We start from the raw sequence: 20965 nt of genomic DNA on the forward strand, positions 1-20965 counted from the left end.
CTATTTCAATGTTACTTCCACGTTCATACCGGTGCGAAGTTGCTTGATTTCTTCGGGTTTATTGTTTTCAGTAAATTCGATACGAACAGGAATACGTTGCTGTACTTTCACGAAATTACCCGTTGAATTATCTACCGGAACAGCTGCATATCTTGCTCCAGTAGCTCCCGAAACTGCGGTAATTTTTCCTTCAAAGGCTTTTCCGCCCAAGGCATCTACTTTGATAGTAGCCAAACCGCCGATTTCTACATTACCCATTTGTTTTTCACGGTAATTTGCCGTAATCCAAATGTTTTCTGTATCTACAATCGTAGCGACCTGTTGACTTGGATTCAACAATTGTCCGACATTAACAGTTCTCCTACCCATTATTCCGTCGTGTGGAGCGGTAATCACGGTGTACGAAAGATTTAGCTTTGCCATTTCCAACGCATTTTCGGCACGTTTGATTTCGGCATCGTTCATACTTAATCTTGCCTGCACTTCGTTTACCGACAATTCGCTCGTCGTTTTGGAGTTAATCACAGATTGATATTGTGAAATCTGAGCTTCCAGTTGTGCTTTTTGTGCCTCGAAATCCGATTTTATCTGGTCGAATTGTTGGCGAGTTACAGCTTCGTCTTCCAATAAGTTTTGGTAACGGTTGAAGTTTTGCTCGGCATTCCACAACCGTGCTTTGGTCGCTTCGATATTTGCTTTAGCTGCTTCCACATTTGCACCGACCGTATTGACATTGTTGGCTGCTGTCTTGACCGAAGTTGACGTCGCATTTTTAGATGCTACAGCCGCCATATAAGCTGCCTCTGCTTGTCCTAATTGTGTGATGATTTCACGGTCATCCAAAATCATTAAGGTATCGCCTTTTTTCACGTATTGATGTTCTACAAAATGAATTTCTTTGATATACGCTGAAACCCGTGTGTTAATCGGGTTGATGAACGACTCTACCTGTGCAGCATTGGTATATTTATCATTCCCAACATTGAAATAAGTTTTTACTACAAAATAAAGCCCACCCAAAACCAAAATAAGTATAAAAATATTGAGGATTTTGGTCTTTTTCTGCTTAGACTTTTGCTTGTTTTCCTTTCTCGTTTCCGCAGATTGTTGAACATCTTGCGGTGTGTTTTCTTGGTTGTTATTTGTATTTTCTGACATTTTAGTATTTATTTAAATCCCCAAATGGGAAATATTATCCTTGTTATTTTATCTTAATTCCTTACTCTTTGTTTCTTTTTACAAATTCCCGCTTTCTTTCAACAATTTGTAGTATGCATATACAATACTGATTTCCGAATTGGCAAACTGCAATTCCGCATCTAATTTCTGATTACTTGCATCAATCAAATCCAGCAAAATCGCTAACTGATTGTTGTATTTACTGTTCATAATCCTGTAATTTTCATCTGCCAAATTTTTGTTTGTACCCAATGTGTTGTTTTGCGTCAATGCCTCGTTGTATTTGACATAAGCGGCATTCACAGCAACATCAATCATTTGTTCAGTTTCAATTGCCTGAGCAACAGCTTTGTCTTTTTCAAAACGTGCCTGCTTCATTTTCTTCGGTGCTTTGTATAGGGCATCGATGTTGAAATTCAGCGAAAGTCCGGCACTCCAACCGTGGTTGTACATATCTAACACAGGCGAAGATGTCGTAATCGGGCGAGCCAATTGATTCCCTGCAAATGCCGAAAGTGAAGGCATCATATCTGCACGTGCAATTTTTTCGGAAGTTTCGTAAATATCCACCGCCTTTTTGGTCATCAATACCGTTGGATGATTCTGAGCAAACGTTCTGTAATCGTCCATCAACAATGCTTTTGGAACGTCGTTCAGCAAGGTTTCGTCAGGCACAATTTGTGTACTTTCTGGCAATCCCAACGCCGTGGTAAGCTGTTTATTGAGTATTTGACGGTTATTTTCTACTACTTGCAATGCCAAGTTGAGGTTAGACAATTGCAATTCGCCACGGATAACATCATTCCGAGTGACCATTCCTTCGTTAAAAAACTTATTGATGTTGTCGATACGTTGCTCTGCCAACTGGATATTCTGTTGATAGACATCTTTTTGATTGAGCAACTTGTACAAATCCAAGTAATAACCCAAGACCAAAAGTTTGATATTCTGCTCGTTCGATTGATAATTGAGCTCCATCAATTCCTCTTGCAAAGTTTGCGCTTTGATACCATTTTTGACCAAACCACCTTTCCAAATCAATTGGCTTGCCTCCACGGAAAACGTATTCCCGAAGTGCGGCATATCTACTCGTGTAGAGTTGGAAAAATCTTTGTCGATGATATGTGCATCGCCCAAATAATATGCTTGCAATCCGGCACTGAATGAAGGAAGTTGTGCGTTTTTAGCAACTTCAACACCTTGCCTTGCAATATCAATATCTGCTTTTGACACTGCCAGATTTGGGTGGTTTTCTTTAGCAAGCTCAAACAATTCATCCACAGAAATCTTGCGTTCCTGTCCGTACATTGTGCTTATCGACAATATACCTGCTATCAGCATCGGACCTAATTTTCTAATCTTCATTAATTTTATATTAAACTGTTTCAATTCAAACTATTTATTCAAAAAAATAGACTTAGTCATTAATTCTATTACGCATCTTATTGAGTATATCAACTGTATTACTCATTTCTTCAGCAGAAATATCCACTTGAAAAGATTGATATACTTCATCGAGAATCGGAATTAATTTTTCTTGATAGCTTCTACCTTGTTCGGTCAATACAATCAAATTATTACGTCTATCGGTCGGGTCAGGTTTTCTTTCAACCAAACCACGATTTGTCAAATTATCAATCAACGAAGTAAGACTTGCCTTATTTCGGTTTGTCTTATCAACGATTTCCTGTTGATTGACATTGTCTTTATTCCACAGAACATACAGTACCTCAAGCATTTCCATAGTAACATCGAGTTTGTATTCCTTCACTTTCTGTGAAAAATGTAAATACAAAGCTTTCCGGATATCCCGCATAACTTCCATCAATTCTGCTATTTTAGCTATTTCTGTAGCTTCTTTAATTTTCATTGTGCAAATGTAAAACAAATAATTTGAATTCAAACTATTTTCTAAAAAAAAGTTTTATATCGAACTGTTTTCTATCAGTCGTAGTAATTGTAAACTTGATTTAGTGAACAGAAGACAAAGATTAGAAAACGATTATTTGGGATAAACTCTATCTGCAAAATAATCCTATTTTAACACATTTATCATTGACCTCTAGTATTTTTAGTTCCTTAATCGTAACGTTTTACACAATTTTTACAACAAAAAAAGGATTCCCATCAGCTTTGCTTCAGCTTTTCTTAGCCGTGCAATGACTTTCCCTTGCACATCATCCACAATCTTCCAATCCTTGGCGATATAAATATCAGTTGTACGGTTGCCCTCATCAACGTGGTTCAGTGCAAGGGCTACATCATCTTTGGACATACGGCAATCATTCCTTGCGGTATTGGCAAAGGTGTGCCTTGCCCAATAGAATGTTACGCCCGCCAGCCCCGTCATACGGCATACCTGCTCCATTCCTTTGCTCAAAGCTTTGTTCAGGCATCCGATAGTGGAATAACGTGCTGCCAGCTTGCCGATATACTTTTCCAATAAGGGTTTCGCTTCATCCGTGATTTTGATACTGATAAAGGCATTGTCCTTTCTCCGTTCCGTAGTTTTTGAACGGTTGTATTCAAGCCGTCCGTTTCTGATGTTCTGTTGGCCTATCTGATAAAAATCTACAGCATTTGTACCACAGAGATAAAACGAAAGCATATACAGTTCTTTGGCAAGTTCTGCACGGCTACCGGATTTTGTAACACAATTCTTGATAGCCACAACTTCTGCAAGGGTGTTGTGCTTCTCTTTCGTCCGTGGCGGTGGCGAACCGACCTTGTATTTTTTGAACGGATAATGCTTGATGCGGAATATACCAATATCCTCTTCGTTGTAACGGTTTCTTGCACCGTTGAACAAGGTGCGGAGGTCTCGCATATAGTTATGTACCGCCGAACTGCTCACACCTTTTACCGTTGTCGTGACAGGATTGCCAAATTGATTTATTCGGGTCATGGTACGTTCGGATTTCAAGTAGCGTTCATACGACAGGAGCATCGTGTAATGAATTTGATTTATAGAAAAGGAGTCCGTCTTGAAGTAGTCCACGAGACTGTTACGCACAACATTGAAATTTTCTGCGCTCTTGATTCTTCCAACCTCTTTTAGTCCCTTGATATGCTCGTCACAGAATTTAACGAAATCAACATCTTCGTCCATATCCCTTAGAAAATCCCGCAGGGTTTCCGCAGAGAAATGGTCGAGCTTTGTCTCCAGATCGCTGATCGTTTTTCGGCAGTCCCGCAACTGTCGCTCGACGACATCCGCAACAAACGGATCTTTGATCTTGAAATCTTTGGTCAGTTGCTTTCTGACCACGTAATGGGTCGTGTCAATGTACTTTCTTTTACCTTTGTGATAGACACAGATTTTCACATTGTAAGTGCCATCAGCTTTCTTGTGATGTTCATAAATTTTTGCGCTTACGGTTGCCATAATTTTTTCCTTAAGCACGCCAGAATTTCTGTTACATATTTGTAACAAAATGACGTGAAGTTCAACAAAAAACTATGTAAATCACACCGAACCGGAGAACCCGATCGGCCAAGCGAAGATGTCTCTAATCCTCGTTTAAAAAGCAAAAAAGCTGTTTTTCTTATCGAAAAACAGCTTTTTTTGTTTGCTCCTGAAGCTGGGCTCGAACCAGCGACCCTCTGATTAACAGTCAGATGCTCTAACCAACTGAGCTATTCAGGAATTTCAACCGTTCCTCTCGTTTTCGGTGATGCAATTATCGGAAGTTTAACCGACTATTGCAAATATTTTTTTGCGTTTTATCGCAAGTTATTCAAAACCAATTAGAATTAATTGAACAACACATCCCGAAGGATAAACGTTGCAAAGCTAAAATAGATAACCAACCCCGTAACATCGACAATTGTCGATACAAACGGCGCTGATGAACTTGCAGGGTCCGCCCCAAACCTTCTTAAGATAAAAGGAAGCATCGATCCAACCAAGGATCCCCAAAGTACAACACCAACCAACGAACAACCGATGGCTGCTCCATACAAATACCATACATCACCGTAGGTATGCTTGATGACCTCCTCAGCTCCAATTCTCACAAAACCCAACACGCCCAATATTATCCCCAACAACAAGCCCGACAGAATCTCTCTTTTCATCACCATCCACCAATCTCGTAGAGTCACCTCACCCATCGCCATCGCCTGGATGATCAGAGTAGAAGCTTGCGAACCTGAGTTACCACCGCTGGACATGATTACAGGCATCAACAAGACAAGAATAGTAGTGAACTTAGCCTCGTATGCCTGAAGAACGTTAAAAGTCAACAGCTGGCCTAAAAATAGCACGATCAGCCAACCCGCTCTTTTCTTCACAAGGTGCCAGATCGAAACATCAAGGTATGGTTCATCCAAAGCCTCGGTACCACCCATACGTTGCATATCTTCTGTATACTCTTCATTCGCTACCCAAAGGATATCATCAATCGTTACGATACCCAGCATGATGTCCTGTTCGTCAACAACCGGAAGAGCAACGCGATTGTTCATACGGAAAATCGTTACCGCCTCTTCTTGCGGATCGTCAGCATGCAATGAGATCAAGCGGTTGTCGATAAGGTCCTCAACTTTTGTATCCGGCTCGGCCAATAGAATGTCCTTGATCTTAACGTCATCAACCAACTTACCATCCGAATCGATAACATACAAAACATCGATCGTCTCAGAAGCAGATCCATATCTTCGGATGTGGTCCAATACTCTTGGCATGGTCCAATGTTCTTTGACAGTGATATAGTCGGGAGTCATCAGTCGGCCGACTGAATCTTCAGGATATCCAAGTAATGATAAAGCCTCTTTTCTTTCCTCCGGTGTCAAGAGAATAATTAGCCGTTTTACGACATCACCTTTCAGCTCGGAGAAGAAGGAAGTACGGTCATCGGGAGGCATCTCATTCAAGAGCTCTCGAATCAATGAAGCAGGTAATTTTTTTAGGATTCTTTCTTGGGTGGGGAAGTCTAAAATACGGAACACATTGACCGCTCTTTTTAGACTTAAGGTTTCCATAAATAAAGGACCATATTCAGGAAGCTCATCGATCAATTCTTCAACATCCGAAATATTCAGTTCGTTCAAATAATCCGCAAGCTCGGTCTGATCACCACGTTCAATCAATTCCTCAACATGTGCTACAAGCATTGCTAATTCTTCCATACGCCTCCTTTATTTTTACAATCCTACATTGGTCCAAAAATCGTTTGTGCAAAAGTCGTTTTTTTTAACATAATAATATAATTAATTTTTAATGAATGATTAACACCTATTTATAACTAGAAAAACAACCTTTCCTAAATCACAACAATATGCCATATTGTCATAATTATTAAATCCAAAATTCCCTTGTATTATGGTCAATAAAATCTCTCATTTTACTAATCAATCCAAAGGCGCTATTTAAGCTTACAAAAATTTACCAAAAAACTTTCGACGTACTAAACCCAAACCATAACTCTAATTTTTATGGAGGAATATTGACTTAATTGATAGAATAAAAAAACTCAAAATTTGATCATTGAGTTTTCTGAAGGCTAGAGCGATAAAATTTTGAATTTATTAACAAATTAGAGTACATTTACAAAGCAAAACAACAAAGGTAATTTAAGTCACTTTTAAGTGATAAAATATAATTTATTAACCATTTTAACGCATAATTTAAGAAAAAATGAAATCAGCATATATATCTATATTTCAATATATTACAATATTCAATAAAACCTTAAATTAAACAATTCAATCAATTTTATACTAATATTTTTAGCATATGCAATTTTTAAAGGATTTTAATGTTAATAAATTATTATTTATCAGTACTTTAACACTATTTATTGTAATAATAAATTCATATTCATTAAAATCTCAGATAATTGACAACGAACAAGCGCCTTCTAACGTCAAATGGAGACAAATAAATCATAAAAAATTTCAGCTCATCTTTCCGGTTGAGTTTGAAAAATCAGCTTCCCTCCTCGCCCATCAAATTGATGGTATGATAGAAAACTCAAGCCAAGATTTAAAAAGAGTTCCAAAAAAAATCTCGATAATTCTTCATGAAAAACATATTGAACAGAATGGTTTTGCTCAGCTTGCTCCTAGAAAAGTAGAAGCATTTTCTACTCCCGGACCCGCAAGTGACAACACAGAATGGCTTCCTAATTTGGTTCAACATGAACTAAGACATGTAGCCCAATTTGACAAATTGACAGGTAAAATTCAAGGTCCATTTTTCCAACAATTAGCTTTTGCCCTATATGGTCTACACCTGCCAGCTTGGTACTTTGAAGGTGATGCAGTTTCAATTGAAACTCAATTTTCAACAGGGGGAAGAGGACGAAGCAGCGCATGGATCATGCCTCTTCGGACCAATGAACTTTCCGGAAAAGAGTACACCTTCAGCAAAAATATCCTCGGTTCATTCAAAGATATCACCCCCTCCTACTATACCACAGGCTATACCATGAATACCTACTTGACCAATCATTTTGGGTATGGGGTGAAGGAGGAAATCATGGACAATATGAGGGCTAATTTATTGCGTCCATTTAACTTCAATATCGCCCTTAAAAAGTACACGAATATGAACAGTTCAAAACTGTACAAAGCAACCATGGACTCCATAAAATCTGAATGGAAATCCACCGAAGTTAAATCAGAATTCCAACCTATAATTGAAGAGAAAGAAAGGTATTATACCAACTATTTTCTGCCTCAAACCAACTCTTCAAAATCAATTTTTACACTGGTCCAATCTCCAGAATTCATCTCAGAAATCAGAAAAATAAAAGACGGAAAACACGAAACTTTGGTCAAAATCGGTTACCAATTGACTCCTTATTTTCATGTAAATGACAACTTTTTGGTATGGGATGAGATCAGGAAAAACGCGAGATTTGGAAAACAAACGTTTAATATCATAAGGATTTTAGACCTAATAAACGATAAAATCAGCACGCTCAGCAAAAATTCTCGATTTTACAGCCCTATATTGAGCCCAAATTCTCAAAAGGTATACGTAGTCCATGTAGATGAAAATAACGTCTCTAGCCTCTTATATATCGACCGTTTAACCAAAGAAACTAAAAAAATAGTCGAATTTGAAGACGGAATTTTCCTCCAACAGCCTAACATAAACGCTCAAGAAACTAAAATTGTAGGTATAGGAATAGGCCCAAAAGGCACAAATATTCTTGAAATAGACCTCACTTCAGGTGCTGTTTCTCCCCTGTTCCCATGGTCAAATCAGGAATTTCAAAGACCCATTTATCTAGGAAATGACCTTGTCTTTAAAGCACAATTCGAAAAAATCGACAACATATACCGTTATTCATTTGACGAAAAAAAGATCTACAAAATATCAAATTCTGCCTTTGGAGCCTTCTACCCTAGCCCAGGAAATGATCAAAATTTACTCTATAATGAGTATGTTTATAATGGATATAAAGCATCAATTCTGGATTCAACTCAGGTAATTGGAACCGAAATCAACCCGAAATTTGAAGTACAACCTTTACTAGATCGCCATGTTGAACCATGGATTCCAACCGACAAAGACTTAAATAATTCTGAATTTGAAGTTAAAAATTACAACCCATTAAGCCACTTTTTCAACTTTCATAGCCTCAGCTTAAGTAGCAATAACTTTGAAAATTTCGACAATTACAGACCTGGAATCTTCTGGATTGCCAATGATCTATTGAACACAACACAGCTGAAATTAGGATATGAATATGATCTGGAAATCGAAAAAGACATCTATTCAGCAGAAATTTCTTACCAGAAATACTATCCTAAATTCAACTTTTCTTACCAAAATCGAGGTCAGATCGGCTATGCGAAGAAACAAAATACCCAAGACGAATACACAAAATTTGATTACAGAGAACATGTTTACAGCCTTGAAATGCAAATTCCTCTGAGCATTTATCGTGGTAAAACAAACTATAGTTACGGCTTTAATGTCGGCACATCCTATCAAAAAAGATATAATTTAACTCTACCAACACTTAAAGGATTTATAGATGAAATCGCTTTCCCTTTAAATTATCAAATCTTTTTCAACAGCAACTCGCGTCGAAGCCAAATGGACCTAGTACCAAAATGGGGGCAGAATATCAATGTTATTTACAGGCATGTCCCGTTTGAAAATGACCTAAAAGGTTATCTATTTGCTGTCCGTACAAACTTTTATTTCCCTGGATTTTTTACCAACCACGGCTTCCAAGCAAGACTATCATACCAGAAAAACGATGGCAGATACCTAGGATCTTATGACATCCCAATGGTCAGTGGCTATGCTCATTTCGACTCCCCAAGAGTCGATAACACCTTATTGCTGAACTACCGCTTCCCTATCGCCTACCCCGATTGGACAATAGGTCAATTAGCCTATATCAAACGCTTCCATGGCTATGTATTCGCAGACTATCAAAACATCCAAGACAGCAAAGGGCAACCCATATCCTACGGAATTGGACTCTCCGCAGACTTCAATATGTTTAAATATGTACTCCCTGACTTTGGAATAGGTGCCAAATTAAGCTATATAAACCACCCAAGCGCAAAACAAAAGATTGTACCAAGCTTTAGTTTTAATTATAGCTATTAGTGAAATCTTTAGACATAAGACACAAGACATAAGACATAAGAATTGGTATGGTGTCTATTATAGAAGGGATATAGGACGCAATCCAAACCCCAAAGAAGTCTAACTTTTATAAAACGGATATGCAACGCCTTCCAACCCCAGAGGGTGTAACTATTATAGAACTGAAATATCACACCACTCAACCCTGTTGGAGTGCAACTATTATAGAACGGATATGCAAAGCCTTCCAACCCCAGAGGGGTGTTACTATTATAGAAGGTGTCACTATTATAGAAAAAAATACGTCCATACATCGCAAAAACCCCATCGGGGTTAAATGCCGTAGGCATGAAATATCTCTTAAATGCCGTAGGCATGCCATATCTATAGATTTGAAAATCACCTCCAACACCAACGCCATCGGTGTGGCATATTTGTTACACCCCCTGCCCTTTTAACAAAAAAAGGCGAATTCTGTAGAATAAAGTTTCCGCTTACCGTAACTTTACCCCCCAAAATTCGCCTTCTATCTCACGACATGCGTGACATTTCTCATCCTGGGATGAGGAAACTATTTTTGTCTAGTCTATTATCGCCTTCACACCTGGAAGTGTTTTTCCTTCCATGTATTCTAACAAAGCACCACCGCCAGTACTCACATAACTAACATGCTCTGTCATACCGAATTTAGAAACAGCTGCAGCAGAATCACCACCGCCGATCAATGAAAATGCACCGCGCTCAGTTGCTGCAACTACAGCATCTGCAACCGCTTTAGTACCTTTTGCGAAAGTATCCATCTCAAATACACCCATCGGACCGTTCCATAGCAAAGTATTAGATGCCATAATAACGTCTTTGAAGTGTTGAGACGATTCAGGACCAATATCTAAGCCTTGTTTGTCAGCTGGAATCTCATCGTTTGGACCATCATAAACTTCAGCATCATTAGCAAAACGATCAGCAATTTGAGCATCCGTAGGCAATACCAAGTTCACTCCTTTTTCATCAGCTTTCTTAACTAATTCATTTGCTAGGTCTAATTTATCAAGTTCAACCAATGACTTTCCGATTTCGCCACCGCGAGCTTTCACAAATGTATAAGCCATACCACCGCCGATAATCAAGTTATCAACTTTATCCAATAATGCTTCGATCAATTCTAGCTTATCAGAAACCTTTGCACCACCCATAATTGCTGTAAATGGACGCTCAGGTTTGTTCATTATCTTCTCAGCATTTTCAATTTCTTTCGCCATTAAATAGCCAAAGTACTTGTTGTCAGGGAAAAACTCCGCAATGATTGCAGTAGAAGCGTGTGCTCTGTGTGCAGTACCAAAGGCATCATTTACATACACATCTCCTAGATCAGCTAATTTCTTAGCGAAATCACGGTCACCTTTTTCCTCTTCTTTATGGAATCTCAAGTTCTCTAATAATAAAACTTGGCCAGGCTCCAGGTTTTTTGCCTTTTCAACAGCTTGTTCACCAATGCAGTCATCAGCAAACTGAACGTCTACGTCTAATACCTTAGAAAGGTAATCTACAATGTGTTTAAGTGAATATTTATCGGTAGGTCCATCTTTTGGTCTTCCTAAATGTGACATCAAGATAACGGAACCACCGTCTTTTAAGATCTTTTTAATAGTTGGTAATGCCCCTTGGATACGGTTATCATCAGTAATATTGAAATCGTCGTCCAATGGAACATTGAAATCAACTCTAATTAAAGCTTTCTTTCCTTTGAAATTTAAATCGTCGATAGTTTTCATGTTATTTTTTTATTTCCGGTTGATTTTAGAGTTTAAAGATATAAAAAAGGCGCTGATTCAAAAATTCTTATCAACGCCTTTTAAATTTAATATATTTCAACAAGATACGGAATCCTTGCTTGGATGCCCGATTGTTGGCTAATTCGCTTCATTTCACTGAGGTATTTTGCATAATCACCCAATTCATCTTCCAATAACCACAGCTTGATTTTATCTTTCGAAGTTGACCAGATAGATTCAAATGGATCCTTCGCTCTAGGATATTCTGAAATCCTGTAATTCTCAAGATTCGCTTTCTTGGCAGCAGCAGCAATAGCTTGATCCAATGTCCCGATTCTATCGACCAACTTCAATTTAACCGCCTGTTCACCAGTCCATACACGGCCTTGACCAATGCTATCCACCTGTGCAACATCAATCTTACGGCCATCAGCTACTCTTTTTAAGAATACTTGATAGATTTTGTTTACTCCGCCTTGGATAATTCCCTTTTCCTCCTCACTCAATGGCCTGTCCATATCAACATCCATATCAGCAAATTTTGCAGTCTTAACCGCTTCAAAATGAATACCCAATTTTTCATTGAATAACTTTTGGAAACTAGGAATCAATCCAAATACACCTATTGATCCAGTCAATGTTGCAGGATCAGCAAAGATAGAATCTGCAGCCGCAGAGATATAATAACCTCCTGATGCAGCATAGTCACCCATAGAAACTACAACAGGCTTTACTTTTTTCGCTAAATCAACCTCTCTCCAGATAGACTCCGAAGCTAGCGCAGAACCACCTGGCGAATTTACGCGCAATACAATCGCTTTGACCTTATCATCCTTACGCAAATCCCTTAATTCCCTTGATAGTTTATCACCACCGATCTGACCTTCCATACCTTCACCATCCACAATCTCTCCATAAGCATACAATACTGCAACTCGATCGCCACCTGCTTCTCCAGCATTCGCCTTGTTTTTATAATCAATTAATGATACTGAAGGAATATCTTTCTTCTCATCAACCCCAATCTTTTCCTTTATTTTTGCTATTACCTGATCCTTATATAATAAGTCAGTCACAAAACCATATTTCTTAGCATCCTCAGGCTCGCGAATCAAATACCCATTCGCTATGCTTTTTAAACTATCTTGGGAGATTTTTTTAGTATTGGAAATATCCGTAAGAAAAGTATTGTAAATACTGTTTAAATATGAAGATACTTGTTCTTTATTCGCTTCGCTCATGCTATTCATAATAAATGGTTCTACAGCACTTTTATAGGTACCAACTTTCAAAACCTGCATGTCGATGCCCAACTTATCCAACCCCTCTTTAAAAAACATTACCGATGAAGCAAGACCTCTGAAATCAAGTGACCCTTGTGGATGCAAATAAACCTCATCAGCCACTGAGTTGATATAATATCCTTTTTGACTCATAACATCGCTATATGCAATTATAAACTTATCTGAAGTCTTAAAATCCAACAATGCTTCACGAATGGTTTTCATCGTCGCGAACCCTGTACCTGTACCTGAAACATTCAAATAAATACCTTTAATATTTGAATCTGTTTTCGCAGCCTTGATTCTTGAAACAATGTCATTAAGACCTAGGCTACGGGTACTGGCAAATCCAGGAACATCCAAGCCCTCAAAGGGATTAGCCTCCGTTTTCTCCGTAATCTCATGGTCTAGGTTTATCATTAGAACAGAATTACTCGCTGTTACAGTTTCAGTTTTGGTACCAACCGAACTCACCATCATGCTGATAACTCCGATCATGATAAAAAACATCAGGATACTGCAAATTATAATACCTGTGATCGTAGCGAGCACATATTTAAAAAATGATCTCATATAACTTTATTTTTTGTAGTGTCGTAAATTTAAGCTATTATTCCGATTATCATAAACTATTCATATATTAAACTCATGAATACAGTTTACCTACTATTAGGGGCTAATATTGGGAATCCAATTAAACAACTGAAGGACGCCATCATTGAAATTGAATCGAGAATTGGCAAAATCACACTGACTTCAAAAGTTTATGAATCCGAAGCATGGGGAGTGGAGGATCAACCAATCTTTCTCAATCAAGTAATTGCTGTTGAAACAGAACTTTCAGCCCAAAGAGTCCTGCAAGACATCCTCAAAATCGAACTCGTTCTAGGAAGAATTAGAGGCCAACGTTGGGGATCTCGGGTAATCGATATCGATATCCTATACTATAATAATGATATAATTCACAGTGAAGATCTTCAAGTACCCCATCCCTATATTCAAGAAAGAAATTTTACATTAATTCCATTAGCGGAAATAGCTGCAGATTACATTCATCCAATTTTTAAGAAAACAAATAAAGAACTACTTGATGAATCTAAGGACCCTCTAAAAGTTAATATTTCTAAAAATGAAACCTTATCAAATTATTGATGTTGATGCTCTCGAGGAAAGCATGATGAACAACAAGGAAATCATCAAACAGATGATCCCAATGTATCTTGGACAAGGTGTACAGGACTTTAATGACCTAGAAAATGCCGTACAAGCTCAAAATCACGCAGAAATAAAAGCCAAAGCTCACCATATTAAGCCTACAATGCAATACCTTGGCGCAACTGAATTGAGATTAAAATTCCAAGAACTCGAAGATGCAGGTGCTAACCAAGAACCGTTCAATGCAATAAAAGACCTTTTTGTGAATATCAAAAAAGACTTCGAACTGGCAATGGCCGAACTTAAAACCTACCAAGAATCTTTATAAAAAAGGCGGTCCTTGAGCGGAGTCGAAAGGTGGTCCTTGAGCGTAGTCGAAAGGCGGTCCTTGGTTTCCCCCCCGCCACTAAAAATAATTAAATAACAATCCTATTTAACATAAGATTTATTATCATACGGTATTCCAGCCTCCCTATCCCCCACTACATAATGAGAATAAAAAATCTTACTTAACCGTCCTAAAATGAATGAAGGAGAATAATATATAGAGCAGCAATATAATAGGCAATGCTAAAAACTTCAATAAGAATAGAAGCACGACACTGACCATCAAAAACAGATATTTATATTTATTGATATCCCAACTTAGGCTACTTAATTTCATGGAGAACAATTTGATTTCAGAAACCAGCAATAAACTAGAAACGATAGCAATTGCGAACAATATCCATGTGTTTTTTAATGCAGGATAACTTTCTGCAATAAATGGTAGGGAAACAATAAAAAAAGTGTTCATTGGCGTGTTAACACCGATAAAATCCGTTGTCTGTCGCGTATCGATATTGAATTTTGCCAATCTCAGAGCTGAGAAAACAGTAATTATAAATCCTAAATATGGAAGATACGGGTTTGCTGTAGTATCTTGAAGCATCGTGAAAATTATCGCACCAGGCAAAAAGCCGAAGCTGATCACATCTGCCAGGGAATCCAATTCTTTCCCGATGAGCGACTTGACATGTAAGGCTCTTGCAGACATACCATCAAAGAAGTCAAAAATACCAGAGGCTAATACACAGTAGAAAGCCAATAGATATTCTTGATTCAGCACCATCACTGTTCCGATACAGCCACTAAACAAATTAAGTGAGGTAATAGTATTAGGTATGTATTTCTTCATAAAAAAAAGCCATCTTTTATGCAAAGATGGCTTAAAAATATCAATTTATGATGGCTTTTTAGCCATTCATACTAATTAAAAATTCTGAGTTTGATTTTGTGCCACGCATTTGAGTCAATAAGAACTCCATAGCTTCTTGTGAATTCATGTCTGCTAAATGGTTTCTCAACACCCATAGACGTTGCAATTCTTCGCGGTCTACCAATAGATCGTCGCGTCTTGTACTTGAAGCTGTAAGATCGATAGCAGGGAAGATACGTTTGTTAGACAACTTACGGTCTAATTGAAGTTCCATATTACCAGTACCTTTAAATTCTTCAAAGATCACTTCGTCCATTTTCGAACCTGTTTCTGTTAATGCTGTTGCCAAGATCGTCAATGAACCACCATTTTCGATATTTCTCGCTGCACCAAAGAAACGTTTTGGTTTATGCAATGCATTTGCATCCACACCACCAGAAAGGATCTTTCCAGAAGCCGGAGCTACAGTATTGTATGCACGGGCCAATCTTGTGATGGAATCCAATAAGATTACAACATCATGACCACATTCAACCATACGTTTTGCTTTTTCCAAGACAATGTTCGCAATTTTAACATGGCGGTCAGCTGGCTCATCAAATGTAGATGACACAACCTCTGCGCGTACGCTTCTCGCCATATCAGTAACCTCCTCAGGACGCTCATCGATCAATAGGATGATCAAATAAACCTCTGGGTGATTTTTAGCAATAGCATTCGCTACTTCTTTCAACAAGTTGGTTTTACCAGTCTTAGGTTGTGCAACGATAAGACCACGTTGTCCTTTACCGATTGGGGTAAACAAATCCATGATTCTTGTCGAATAGTTACCTGGACCTAAATCCAAGTTCAATTTCTCATCTGGAAACAATGGAGTCAAGTAGTCAAATGGAACACGGTCCCTAACCTCTGCAGGGTCCTGACCATTGATAGCCTCTACACGAACCAAAGGAAAATATTTCTCGCCTTCTTTTGGAGGGCGGATACATCCTCTAACATTATCCCCGGTCTTTAAACCAAATAATTTGATCTGTGACTGAGATACATAAATATCATCCGGAGATGTCAAGTAGTTATAGTCTGAAGATCTCAAGAAGCCATAACCATCGGCCATGATTTCTAATACACCTTCATTTACAATTACATTATCAAAATCTGTTGGAGTGGATGCTTTAGGAGCGGGTTCAGGGGTAGAAACTGTTGGGGATTCAGATGCAACTGGATCTGCTGGCTTACTCGTGAATTCAATTTTTGTCTGATCTTCTTCACTCGTAACTCGGTTTCTTCCGACAGCAACAGGCTCTGCTACCTTCACCGTACGCACACGCTTTCTTGTTCGCTCTCCCGCCTTGTCCGCATCAACATCAACTGTCTCTGCTGAGTCATCTTGTTGTGACTCCTTGGCTATTTCCGAAATACGATCAATTAATTCTTGTTTTCTAAGCTTTTCAGAATCGGCAATACCTAGAACTTTCGCAATCTCGCGCAATTCAGACACGAGCTTCGTATTCAATTCATTAATATCCATTAATATTAAAATATGATTTTTTTAAGGATTTTTACTTTTATTGAAAAATATCTCTCAGCTAATACATAAACTTCATATGTCTTATTGGGTAACTAAATCTATAGAGATTTTATACTAGCTTCCCGAAAGATAAATTTATAGAACCGCCACAAAGAAAAAAATAACTATTGTAAATTCAAAAGAATTTTATGACTTTTTTTCTATTTATAGTTTAATAGCTAACGCTTAAAGTAAGTAAAATGTTTTAGCAACATTTGAAAATCTTTATAAATCAAAAAAAAATTCTTTATTTGTACGATTAAATCATAAAGTCAGATCATATTTTTATGAATAACCAACAAACAAACACAAACTACCCAGCACTTTACACCTTAATCGTGGTGTTTTTTTTCTGGGGATTTATTGCTGCTGGAAACAGCGTTTTTATTCCGTTCTGTAAAAATTACTTTCACCTTGACCAATTTCAATCTCAACTTATTGATTTTGCCTTCTACTCCGCTTATTACATAGGGGCGCTCCTATTATTTATTTTCGGAACATTGTCTGGAAAGGACCTAGTAGGAAAATGGGGATATAAAAGAAGTATTGTTTATGGACTATTGTTCTCCGCATTGGGAGCTGCTGCAATGATCGTAGCAGTAGAAGTAAACGTCTACACAGGAATGCTTATCGGATTGTTCATCGTTGCCTTGGGATTCTCACTCCAACAGACCGCAGCAAATCCTTTCGCAGTACTCCTGGGGGATCCTAAAACGGGTGCGTCTCGTGTCAATCTTGGCGGAGGTGTCAACTCATTGGGAACAACAATCGGCCCATTGATCGTAGGATTCGCTCTTTTTGGAACCTTTGAAACAATATCTGATGCCGAAATCGCAAACTTACCTTTGAACAAAGTCGTGTACCTGTATATAGGTGTAGGTTTACTATTTATCCTAGCAGCAGGATTGTTCCACTTCTCCAAAAAAGTACCAGCAGGATTCAACCTCGAACCAATGGAACCGGCTAACAAAGCAAGAACAACATTGATTATTATGACAATCTTGTTGTTATGTGCTTTTATCCCGGTATTCACCAGTTACAAATCTGATACAGCAATACATATCCAAGACCTTAAAGAGCAAGCTGCTCTTAACAATGACCAAAACTTATTGACACAAATCAAAGATTTGACTCATGATTTGGAAATAAAACGCATGCTTTGGTTATTGGGAGCATTGGCAGTAATTGTTTTCGGACTTCTATTCTCTTATAATAGCGCTAAGAAAAATCCTGAAGGATGGGGTGCCATGAAATATCCACAATTGGTATTAGGTATGCTAGCCTTATTTATATATGTAGGTATCGAAGTAGCTATCGGAAGTAACTTAGGTGAGTTATTGACCCTGGAAGAATTTGGAAAACTTCAATCATCACAGATTACACCTTATGTTTCTATGTACTGGGGCGGTATGATGATCGGAAGATGGGCAGGTGCTATTACAGCATTCAACCTTACAAAATCAAAAAAACAATTACTGACTATCATCGTTCCCCTTGTAGCTTTCTCCATCATTATTGGAGTTAATTCATTGGCTGGATTTGACATGTCGGTTCTTTATTATTTCGTAATCTGTGTAATTATTCAGATCGGAGCATTCTTCTTGAGTAAAGAAAAGCCAGTTCGCACCTTGGTGATCTTCGGAACATTTGGATTATTGGCTATGATTGTAGGATTATTGACTTCAGGAACTGTAGCGATCTATTCGTTCTTGGCTGGAGGATTAGCTTGTTCTATTATGTGGGGTTCAATTTTCAGTCTGTCGATCGTAGGATTGGGCAAATATACAGAGCAAGGTTCAGCATTCTTGGTCATGATGATCTTGGGTGGTGGTATCATCCCTCCTATTCAAGGAAAACTTTCAGATATTATTGGAATCCATAATTCGTACCTAGTTCCAGCGATCGGATTTGTGTATATTATTGTGTTTGCAGTTTTGGTTCGCAAATTCTTGGCTAAACAAGGAATTGCAATTGATGAAATTGAAGCTGAAGGAGCACATTAACCCATAAACTAATTGTAAAAAATACACTAAGTATTTTAAATTAAAATAAAACTATAAAAACCTTATAATCAAAGTATTATAAGGTTTTTATTTTTAATTATCTTCCCTAACCCTTCAATTTCTTTTATTATATCAAATAAAAATTCTTATTTTTATTAATAAATACCGTATTTTGGGATTTGAACTACAACAATACCATTGTAAAACGAAAAAACAAGTTACTTTAAAACTAAATTTATAAATAATGATAATAATTGCAGATGGAGGGTCTACAAAAACAAACTGGTGTTTGTTAGATGATAACAACAAGAAGATTTACTTCAACACCGAGGGTTACAACCCCTATTTTGTAGATAGCGAATACATTATTGCATCCCTTAAAAAAGGACTACCTCAAGATATTCCATTTGATAAAATCAGCGAGGTAAATTATTATGGTGCTGGTGTACATAACGAAGAAAAGGCAAAGATTGTTGAAGATGCTATCCAGGCAGTTTTCCCAAATTCTAAAGTTGAAGTAGGTCATGACTTACTTGCAGCTGCACGCGCATTATTAGGTACAAATCCAGGTTTCGCAGCAATCCTAGGTACGGGTACAAATACTTGTATCTATGATGGAAAAGATATCACGCATAACATCGATTCTGCTGCTTATATTTTAGGCGATGAAGGTTCTGGTAGCTTTATCGGTAAAAAATTATTGGTAGACTTTATCAGAGGTTTGATGCCAAAAGATGTTGCTGAAGTATTCTTCAACACCTATAAACTTACCCCAGACGAAATCATGGACAATGTTTATACTAAACCTTTGGCTAACCGCTTCTGCGCTAGTTTCAGCAAATTCGTTTACGACAATAACGTAAATATTGAATATACTCGCAAAATTGTTGACGATGCGTTCGAAGCATTCTTCAATAACTTGGTGAGCAAATACCCAGATTATCAGTCTTACACTTTCAACTGTATCGGTTCTGTAGGTTACAACTTCAGAAACGTATTGGAAGAAAAAGCTGCTCAATATGGAATGAAAGTTGGTAAAATCCTTCGCTCTCCTATTGACGATCTAGTATTATTCCACATCAACAGATCTAAAAGTGTAGCTAACTAATAACAACACTTTACTGAAAATAAAAAGCCACATTTTAATCAATGTGGCTTCTTTATTTATAATGTTTTTTTAAATGTCGATACTCTCACCGATTTTTGGCAATGCTAGATAAACATCAGCTTCATTGAATTTTTTCATAGCCTCCTCGTGGTTGATTTTGATTGGAGGAAATGAATCATAATGAATTCCCATTACATTTTTGCAGTTAACAAATTCTGCAGCAATGATCGCATCATCCACATCCATGGTATAGTGTCCCCCAATAGGTAACAGGGCCCAATCAATGTTGTGGCGTTCCAACAGCTTCATTTCCATGGTCAAAGCCGTATCTCCAGCAAAATAGACCGTTTTCCCTTTCAAAAAGAAAACATATCCAACTGGGAAGCCAGCATATTCACCATCAACAGTGCTATTACTGTGGGCAGCAAATACCATCTTAACCTTACCGAAAGGCAAGTCTAATGTACCACCCAAGTTATATTCAATTACTTTGTCGTCTGGCACACCCTGTTTCCTGACCCAAGCAGCAGTTTCCACTATCGTCGCAACTGTAGCCCCACTCTGTTGCTGAATGCTGTACATATCAGCGACATGATCTTGGTGGGCATGGCTCAAAAAGATATAATCAGGTTTTATATCTGCAACTTTGATGTCCTTTGCCAAAGGGTTATAACTGATGAAAGGATCCAACAATACCTTGGTCCCATCAATATCAAACTCCACACATGACTGTCCGTAGTAAGTAACTTTCATATCAATATTTATTTTTTATTTTCCGAATAAGTTCCCTAGTCCACCTAGGCCTCCCAAAAGGTCTTGTGACGCTGCTTGCATCTCTGTTTGGCTAATATTTTCAGCCTGAACCAATGCTTTATTCAATGCAACGACCAACAATTCCTCAATCTCCTCTTTGTCAGCATCCTTGAAAAATTCCGGATCTATCTGAATCTCTTTTATTTCCTTATTGGCTGTAGATACAACACGTACCTTACCGCCCTCAGCTTCACCTGAAACTGAGATATGGTCTAATCTCGATTTAATTTCCTGAGCTTTCTGTTGCGCTTCAAATAACTTATCAAACATAATATTCTTCTTAAATTTCAGTCCCCAAATTACGAATTATTTACGAATCTCGACAATCGC

16 protein-coding genes and 1 tRNA gene are annotated in these 20965 nt (G+C 37.9%); 5 read left to right on the plus strand and 12 right to left on the minus strand.

Annotated features, from left to right (window positions below):
- The 6 genes from CRT24_RS13440 to mgtE all read right to left on the minus strand — a co-directional run bounded on the left by CRT24_RS13440 (position 1) and on the right by mgtE (position 6309).
- On the minus strand, positions 1-1158 hold the full coding sequence (locus CRT24_RS13440) for an HlyD family secretion protein (RefSeq protein ID WP_099371736.1): 1158 nt from the start codon (positions 1156-1158) through the stop codon (positions 1-3).
- A 78-nt stretch (positions 1159-1236) separates the two neighbouring features.
- On the minus strand, positions 1237-2544 hold the full coding sequence (locus CRT24_RS13445; protein WP_214649548.1) for a TolC family protein: 1308 nt from the start codon (positions 2542-2544) through the stop codon (positions 1237-1239).
- 52 nt (positions 2545-2596) lie between these two features.
- The gene (locus CRT24_RS13450) at positions 2597-3049 is read right to left on the minus strand and encodes a MarR family winged helix-turn-helix transcriptional regulator (RefSeq protein ID WP_099371737.1); all 453 of its coding nucleotides are present in this window, start codon (positions 3047-3049) and stop codon (positions 2597-2599) included.
- 234 nt (positions 3050-3283) lie between these two features.
- Entirely contained in the window at positions 3284-4564 is a 1281-nt protein-coding gene (locus CRT24_RS13455; protein WP_165438719.1) for a phage integrase SAM-like domain-containing protein, read from the minus strand.
- Positions 4565-4751: 187 nt separating this feature from the next.
- Positions 4752-4825, minus strand: a tRNA-Asn gene (locus tag CRT24_RS13460).
- Between the two features lie 107 nt (positions 4826-4932).
- Entirely contained in the window at positions 4933-6309 is a 1377-nt protein-coding gene (mgtE, locus tag CRT24_RS13465; RefSeq protein WP_099371739.1) for a magnesium transporter, read from the minus strand.
- Between the two features lie 607 nt (positions 6310-6916).
- Between mgtE and CRT24_RS13470 the strand changes: the two genes are divergently transcribed.
- A complete protein-coding gene (locus tag CRT24_RS13470; protein ID WP_099371740.1) occupies positions 6917-9757 on the plus strand; it encodes a hypothetical protein in 2841 nt (946 codons plus the stop codon).
- A gap of 560 nt (positions 9758-10317) precedes the next feature.
- Here the strand turns inward: CRT24_RS13470 and pgk are convergent.
- Both pgk and sppA read right to left on the minus strand, forming a co-directional pair.
- Complete coding sequence (gene pgk / locus CRT24_RS13475; RefSeq protein ID WP_099371741.1) at positions 10318-11508, minus strand: phosphoglycerate kinase; 1191 nt, start codon at positions 11506-11508, stop codon at positions 10318-10320.
- Positions 11509-11594: 86 nt separating this feature from the next.
- Entirely contained in the window at positions 11595-13364 is a 1770-nt protein-coding gene (sppA, locus tag CRT24_RS13480; protein WP_099371742.1) for a signal peptide peptidase SppA, read from the minus strand.
- Positions 13365-13439: 75 nt separating this feature from the next.
- Between sppA and folK the strand changes: the two genes are divergently transcribed.
- Positions 13440-13943, plus strand: a complete 504-nt coding sequence (folK, locus tag CRT24_RS13485) for a 2-amino-4-hydroxy-6-hydroxymethyldihydropteridine diphosphokinase (protein WP_099371743.1) — start codon at positions 13440-13442, stop codon at positions 13941-13943.
- Complete coding sequence (locus CRT24_RS13490) at positions 13921-14274, plus strand: Hpt domain-containing protein (protein WP_099371744.1); 354 nt, start codon at positions 13921-13923, stop codon at positions 14272-14274. The genes folK and CRT24_RS13490 overlap by 23 nt, the downstream gene beginning before the upstream one ends.
- Positions 14275-14451: 177 nt before the next feature.
- On the opposite strand, the gene CRT24_RS13495 is transcribed toward CRT24_RS13490, so the two are convergent.
- Positions 14452-15123, minus strand: coding sequence for a phosphatidylcholine/phosphatidylserine synthase (locus tag CRT24_RS13495; protein WP_099371745.1), 672 nt, complete (start codon positions 15121-15123; stop codon positions 14452-14454).
- A gap of 58 nt (positions 15124-15181) precedes the next feature.
- Positions 15182-16672 carry a transcription termination factor Rho gene (rho, locus tag CRT24_RS13500; protein ID WP_099371746.1) on the minus strand — a complete coding sequence of 497 codons (1491 nt, stop codon included), beginning with the start codon at positions 16670-16672 and terminating at the stop codon, positions 15182-15184.
- A 326-nt stretch (positions 16673-16998) separates the two neighbouring features.
- Here rho and CRT24_RS13505 point away from each other — a divergent pair, with 326 nt between their 5' ends.
- Both CRT24_RS13505 and CRT24_RS13510 read left to right on the plus strand, forming a co-directional pair.
- Entirely contained in the window at positions 16999-18714 is a 1716-nt protein-coding gene (locus CRT24_RS13505) for an MFS transporter (protein ID WP_099371747.1), read from the plus strand.
- A gap of 244 nt (positions 18715-18958) precedes the next feature.
- A complete protein-coding gene (locus CRT24_RS13510; RefSeq protein WP_099371748.1) occupies positions 18959-19822 on the plus strand; it encodes an N-acetylglucosamine kinase in 864 nt (287 codons plus the stop codon).
- A 69-nt stretch (positions 19823-19891) separates the two neighbouring features.
- On the opposite strand, the gene CRT24_RS13515 is transcribed toward CRT24_RS13510, so the two are convergent.
- Both CRT24_RS13515 and CRT24_RS13520 read right to left on the minus strand, forming a co-directional pair.
- Entirely contained in the window at positions 19892-20575 is a 684-nt protein-coding gene (locus CRT24_RS13515; protein WP_099371749.1) for a metal-dependent hydrolase, read from the minus strand.
- Positions 20576-20590: 15 nt separating this feature from the next.
- Positions 20591-20926 (minus strand): YbaB/EbfC family nucleoid-associated protein, encoded by a 336-nt coding sequence (locus tag CRT24_RS13520; protein WP_257214053.1) that lies wholly within the window; start codon positions 20924-20926, stop codon positions 20591-20593.
- Positions 20927-20965: the final 39 nt, after the last annotated feature.

Source organism: Sphingobacterium sp. 1.A.5, assembly GCF_002734235.1.
Lineage (GTDB): Bacteria > Bacteroidota > Bacteroidia > Sphingobacteriales > Sphingobacteriaceae > Sphingobacterium > Sphingobacterium daejeonense.

Excerpts from the sequence above, each read along its gene's own strand:
- CRT24_RS13440 (WP_099371736.1), bottom strand. The coding sequence starts at position 1,158 with ATGTCAGAAAATACAAATAACAACCAAGAAAACACACCGCAAGATGTT.
- CRT24_RS13445 (WP_214649548.1), bottom strand. The coding sequence starts at position 2,544 with ATGAAGATTAGAAAATTAGGTCCGATGCTGATAGCAGGTATATTGTCG.
- CRT24_RS13450 (WP_099371737.1), bottom strand. The coding sequence starts at position 3,049 with ATGAAAATTAAAGAAGCTACAGAAATAGCTAAAATAGCAGAATTGATG.
- CRT24_RS13455 (WP_165438719.1), bottom strand. The coding sequence starts at position 4,564 with ATGGCAACCGTAAGCGCAAAAATTTATGAACATCACAAGAAAGCTGAT.
- mgtE (WP_099371739.1), bottom strand. The coding sequence starts at position 6,309 with ATGGAAGAATTAGCAATGCTTGTAGCACATGTTGAGGAATTGATTGAA.
- CRT24_RS13470 (WP_099371740.1), top strand. The coding sequence starts at position 6,917 with ATGCAATTTTTAAAGGATTTTAATGTTAATAAATTATTATTTATCAGT.
- pgk (WP_099371741.1), bottom strand. The coding sequence starts at position 11,508 with ATGAAAACTATCGACGATTTAAATTTCAAAGGAAAGAAAGCTTTAATT.
- sppA (WP_099371742.1), bottom strand. The coding sequence starts at position 13,364 with ATGAGATCATTTTTTAAATATGTGCTCGCTACGATCACAGGTATTATA.
- folK (WP_099371743.1), top strand. The coding sequence starts at position 13,440 with ATGAATACAGTTTACCTACTATTAGGGGCTAATATTGGGAATCCAATT.
- CRT24_RS13490 (WP_099371744.1), top strand. The coding sequence starts at position 13,921 with ATGAAACCTTATCAAATTATTGATGTTGATGCTCTCGAGGAAAGCATG.
- CRT24_RS13495 (WP_099371745.1), bottom strand. The coding sequence starts at position 15,123 with ATGAAGAAATACATACCTAATACTATTACCTCACTTAATTTGTTTAGT.
- rho (WP_099371746.1), bottom strand. The coding sequence starts at position 16,672 with ATGGATATTAATGAATTGAATACGAAGCTCGTGTCTGAATTGCGCGAG.
- CRT24_RS13505 (WP_099371747.1), top strand. The coding sequence starts at position 16,999 with ATGAATAACCAACAAACAAACACAAACTACCCAGCACTTTACACCTTA.
- CRT24_RS13510 (WP_099371748.1), top strand. The coding sequence starts at position 18,959 with ATGATAATAATTGCAGATGGAGGGTCTACAAAAACAAACTGGTGTTTG.
- CRT24_RS13515 (WP_099371749.1), bottom strand. The coding sequence starts at position 20,575 with ATGAAAGTTACTTACTACGGACAGTCATGTGTGGAGTTTGATATTGAT.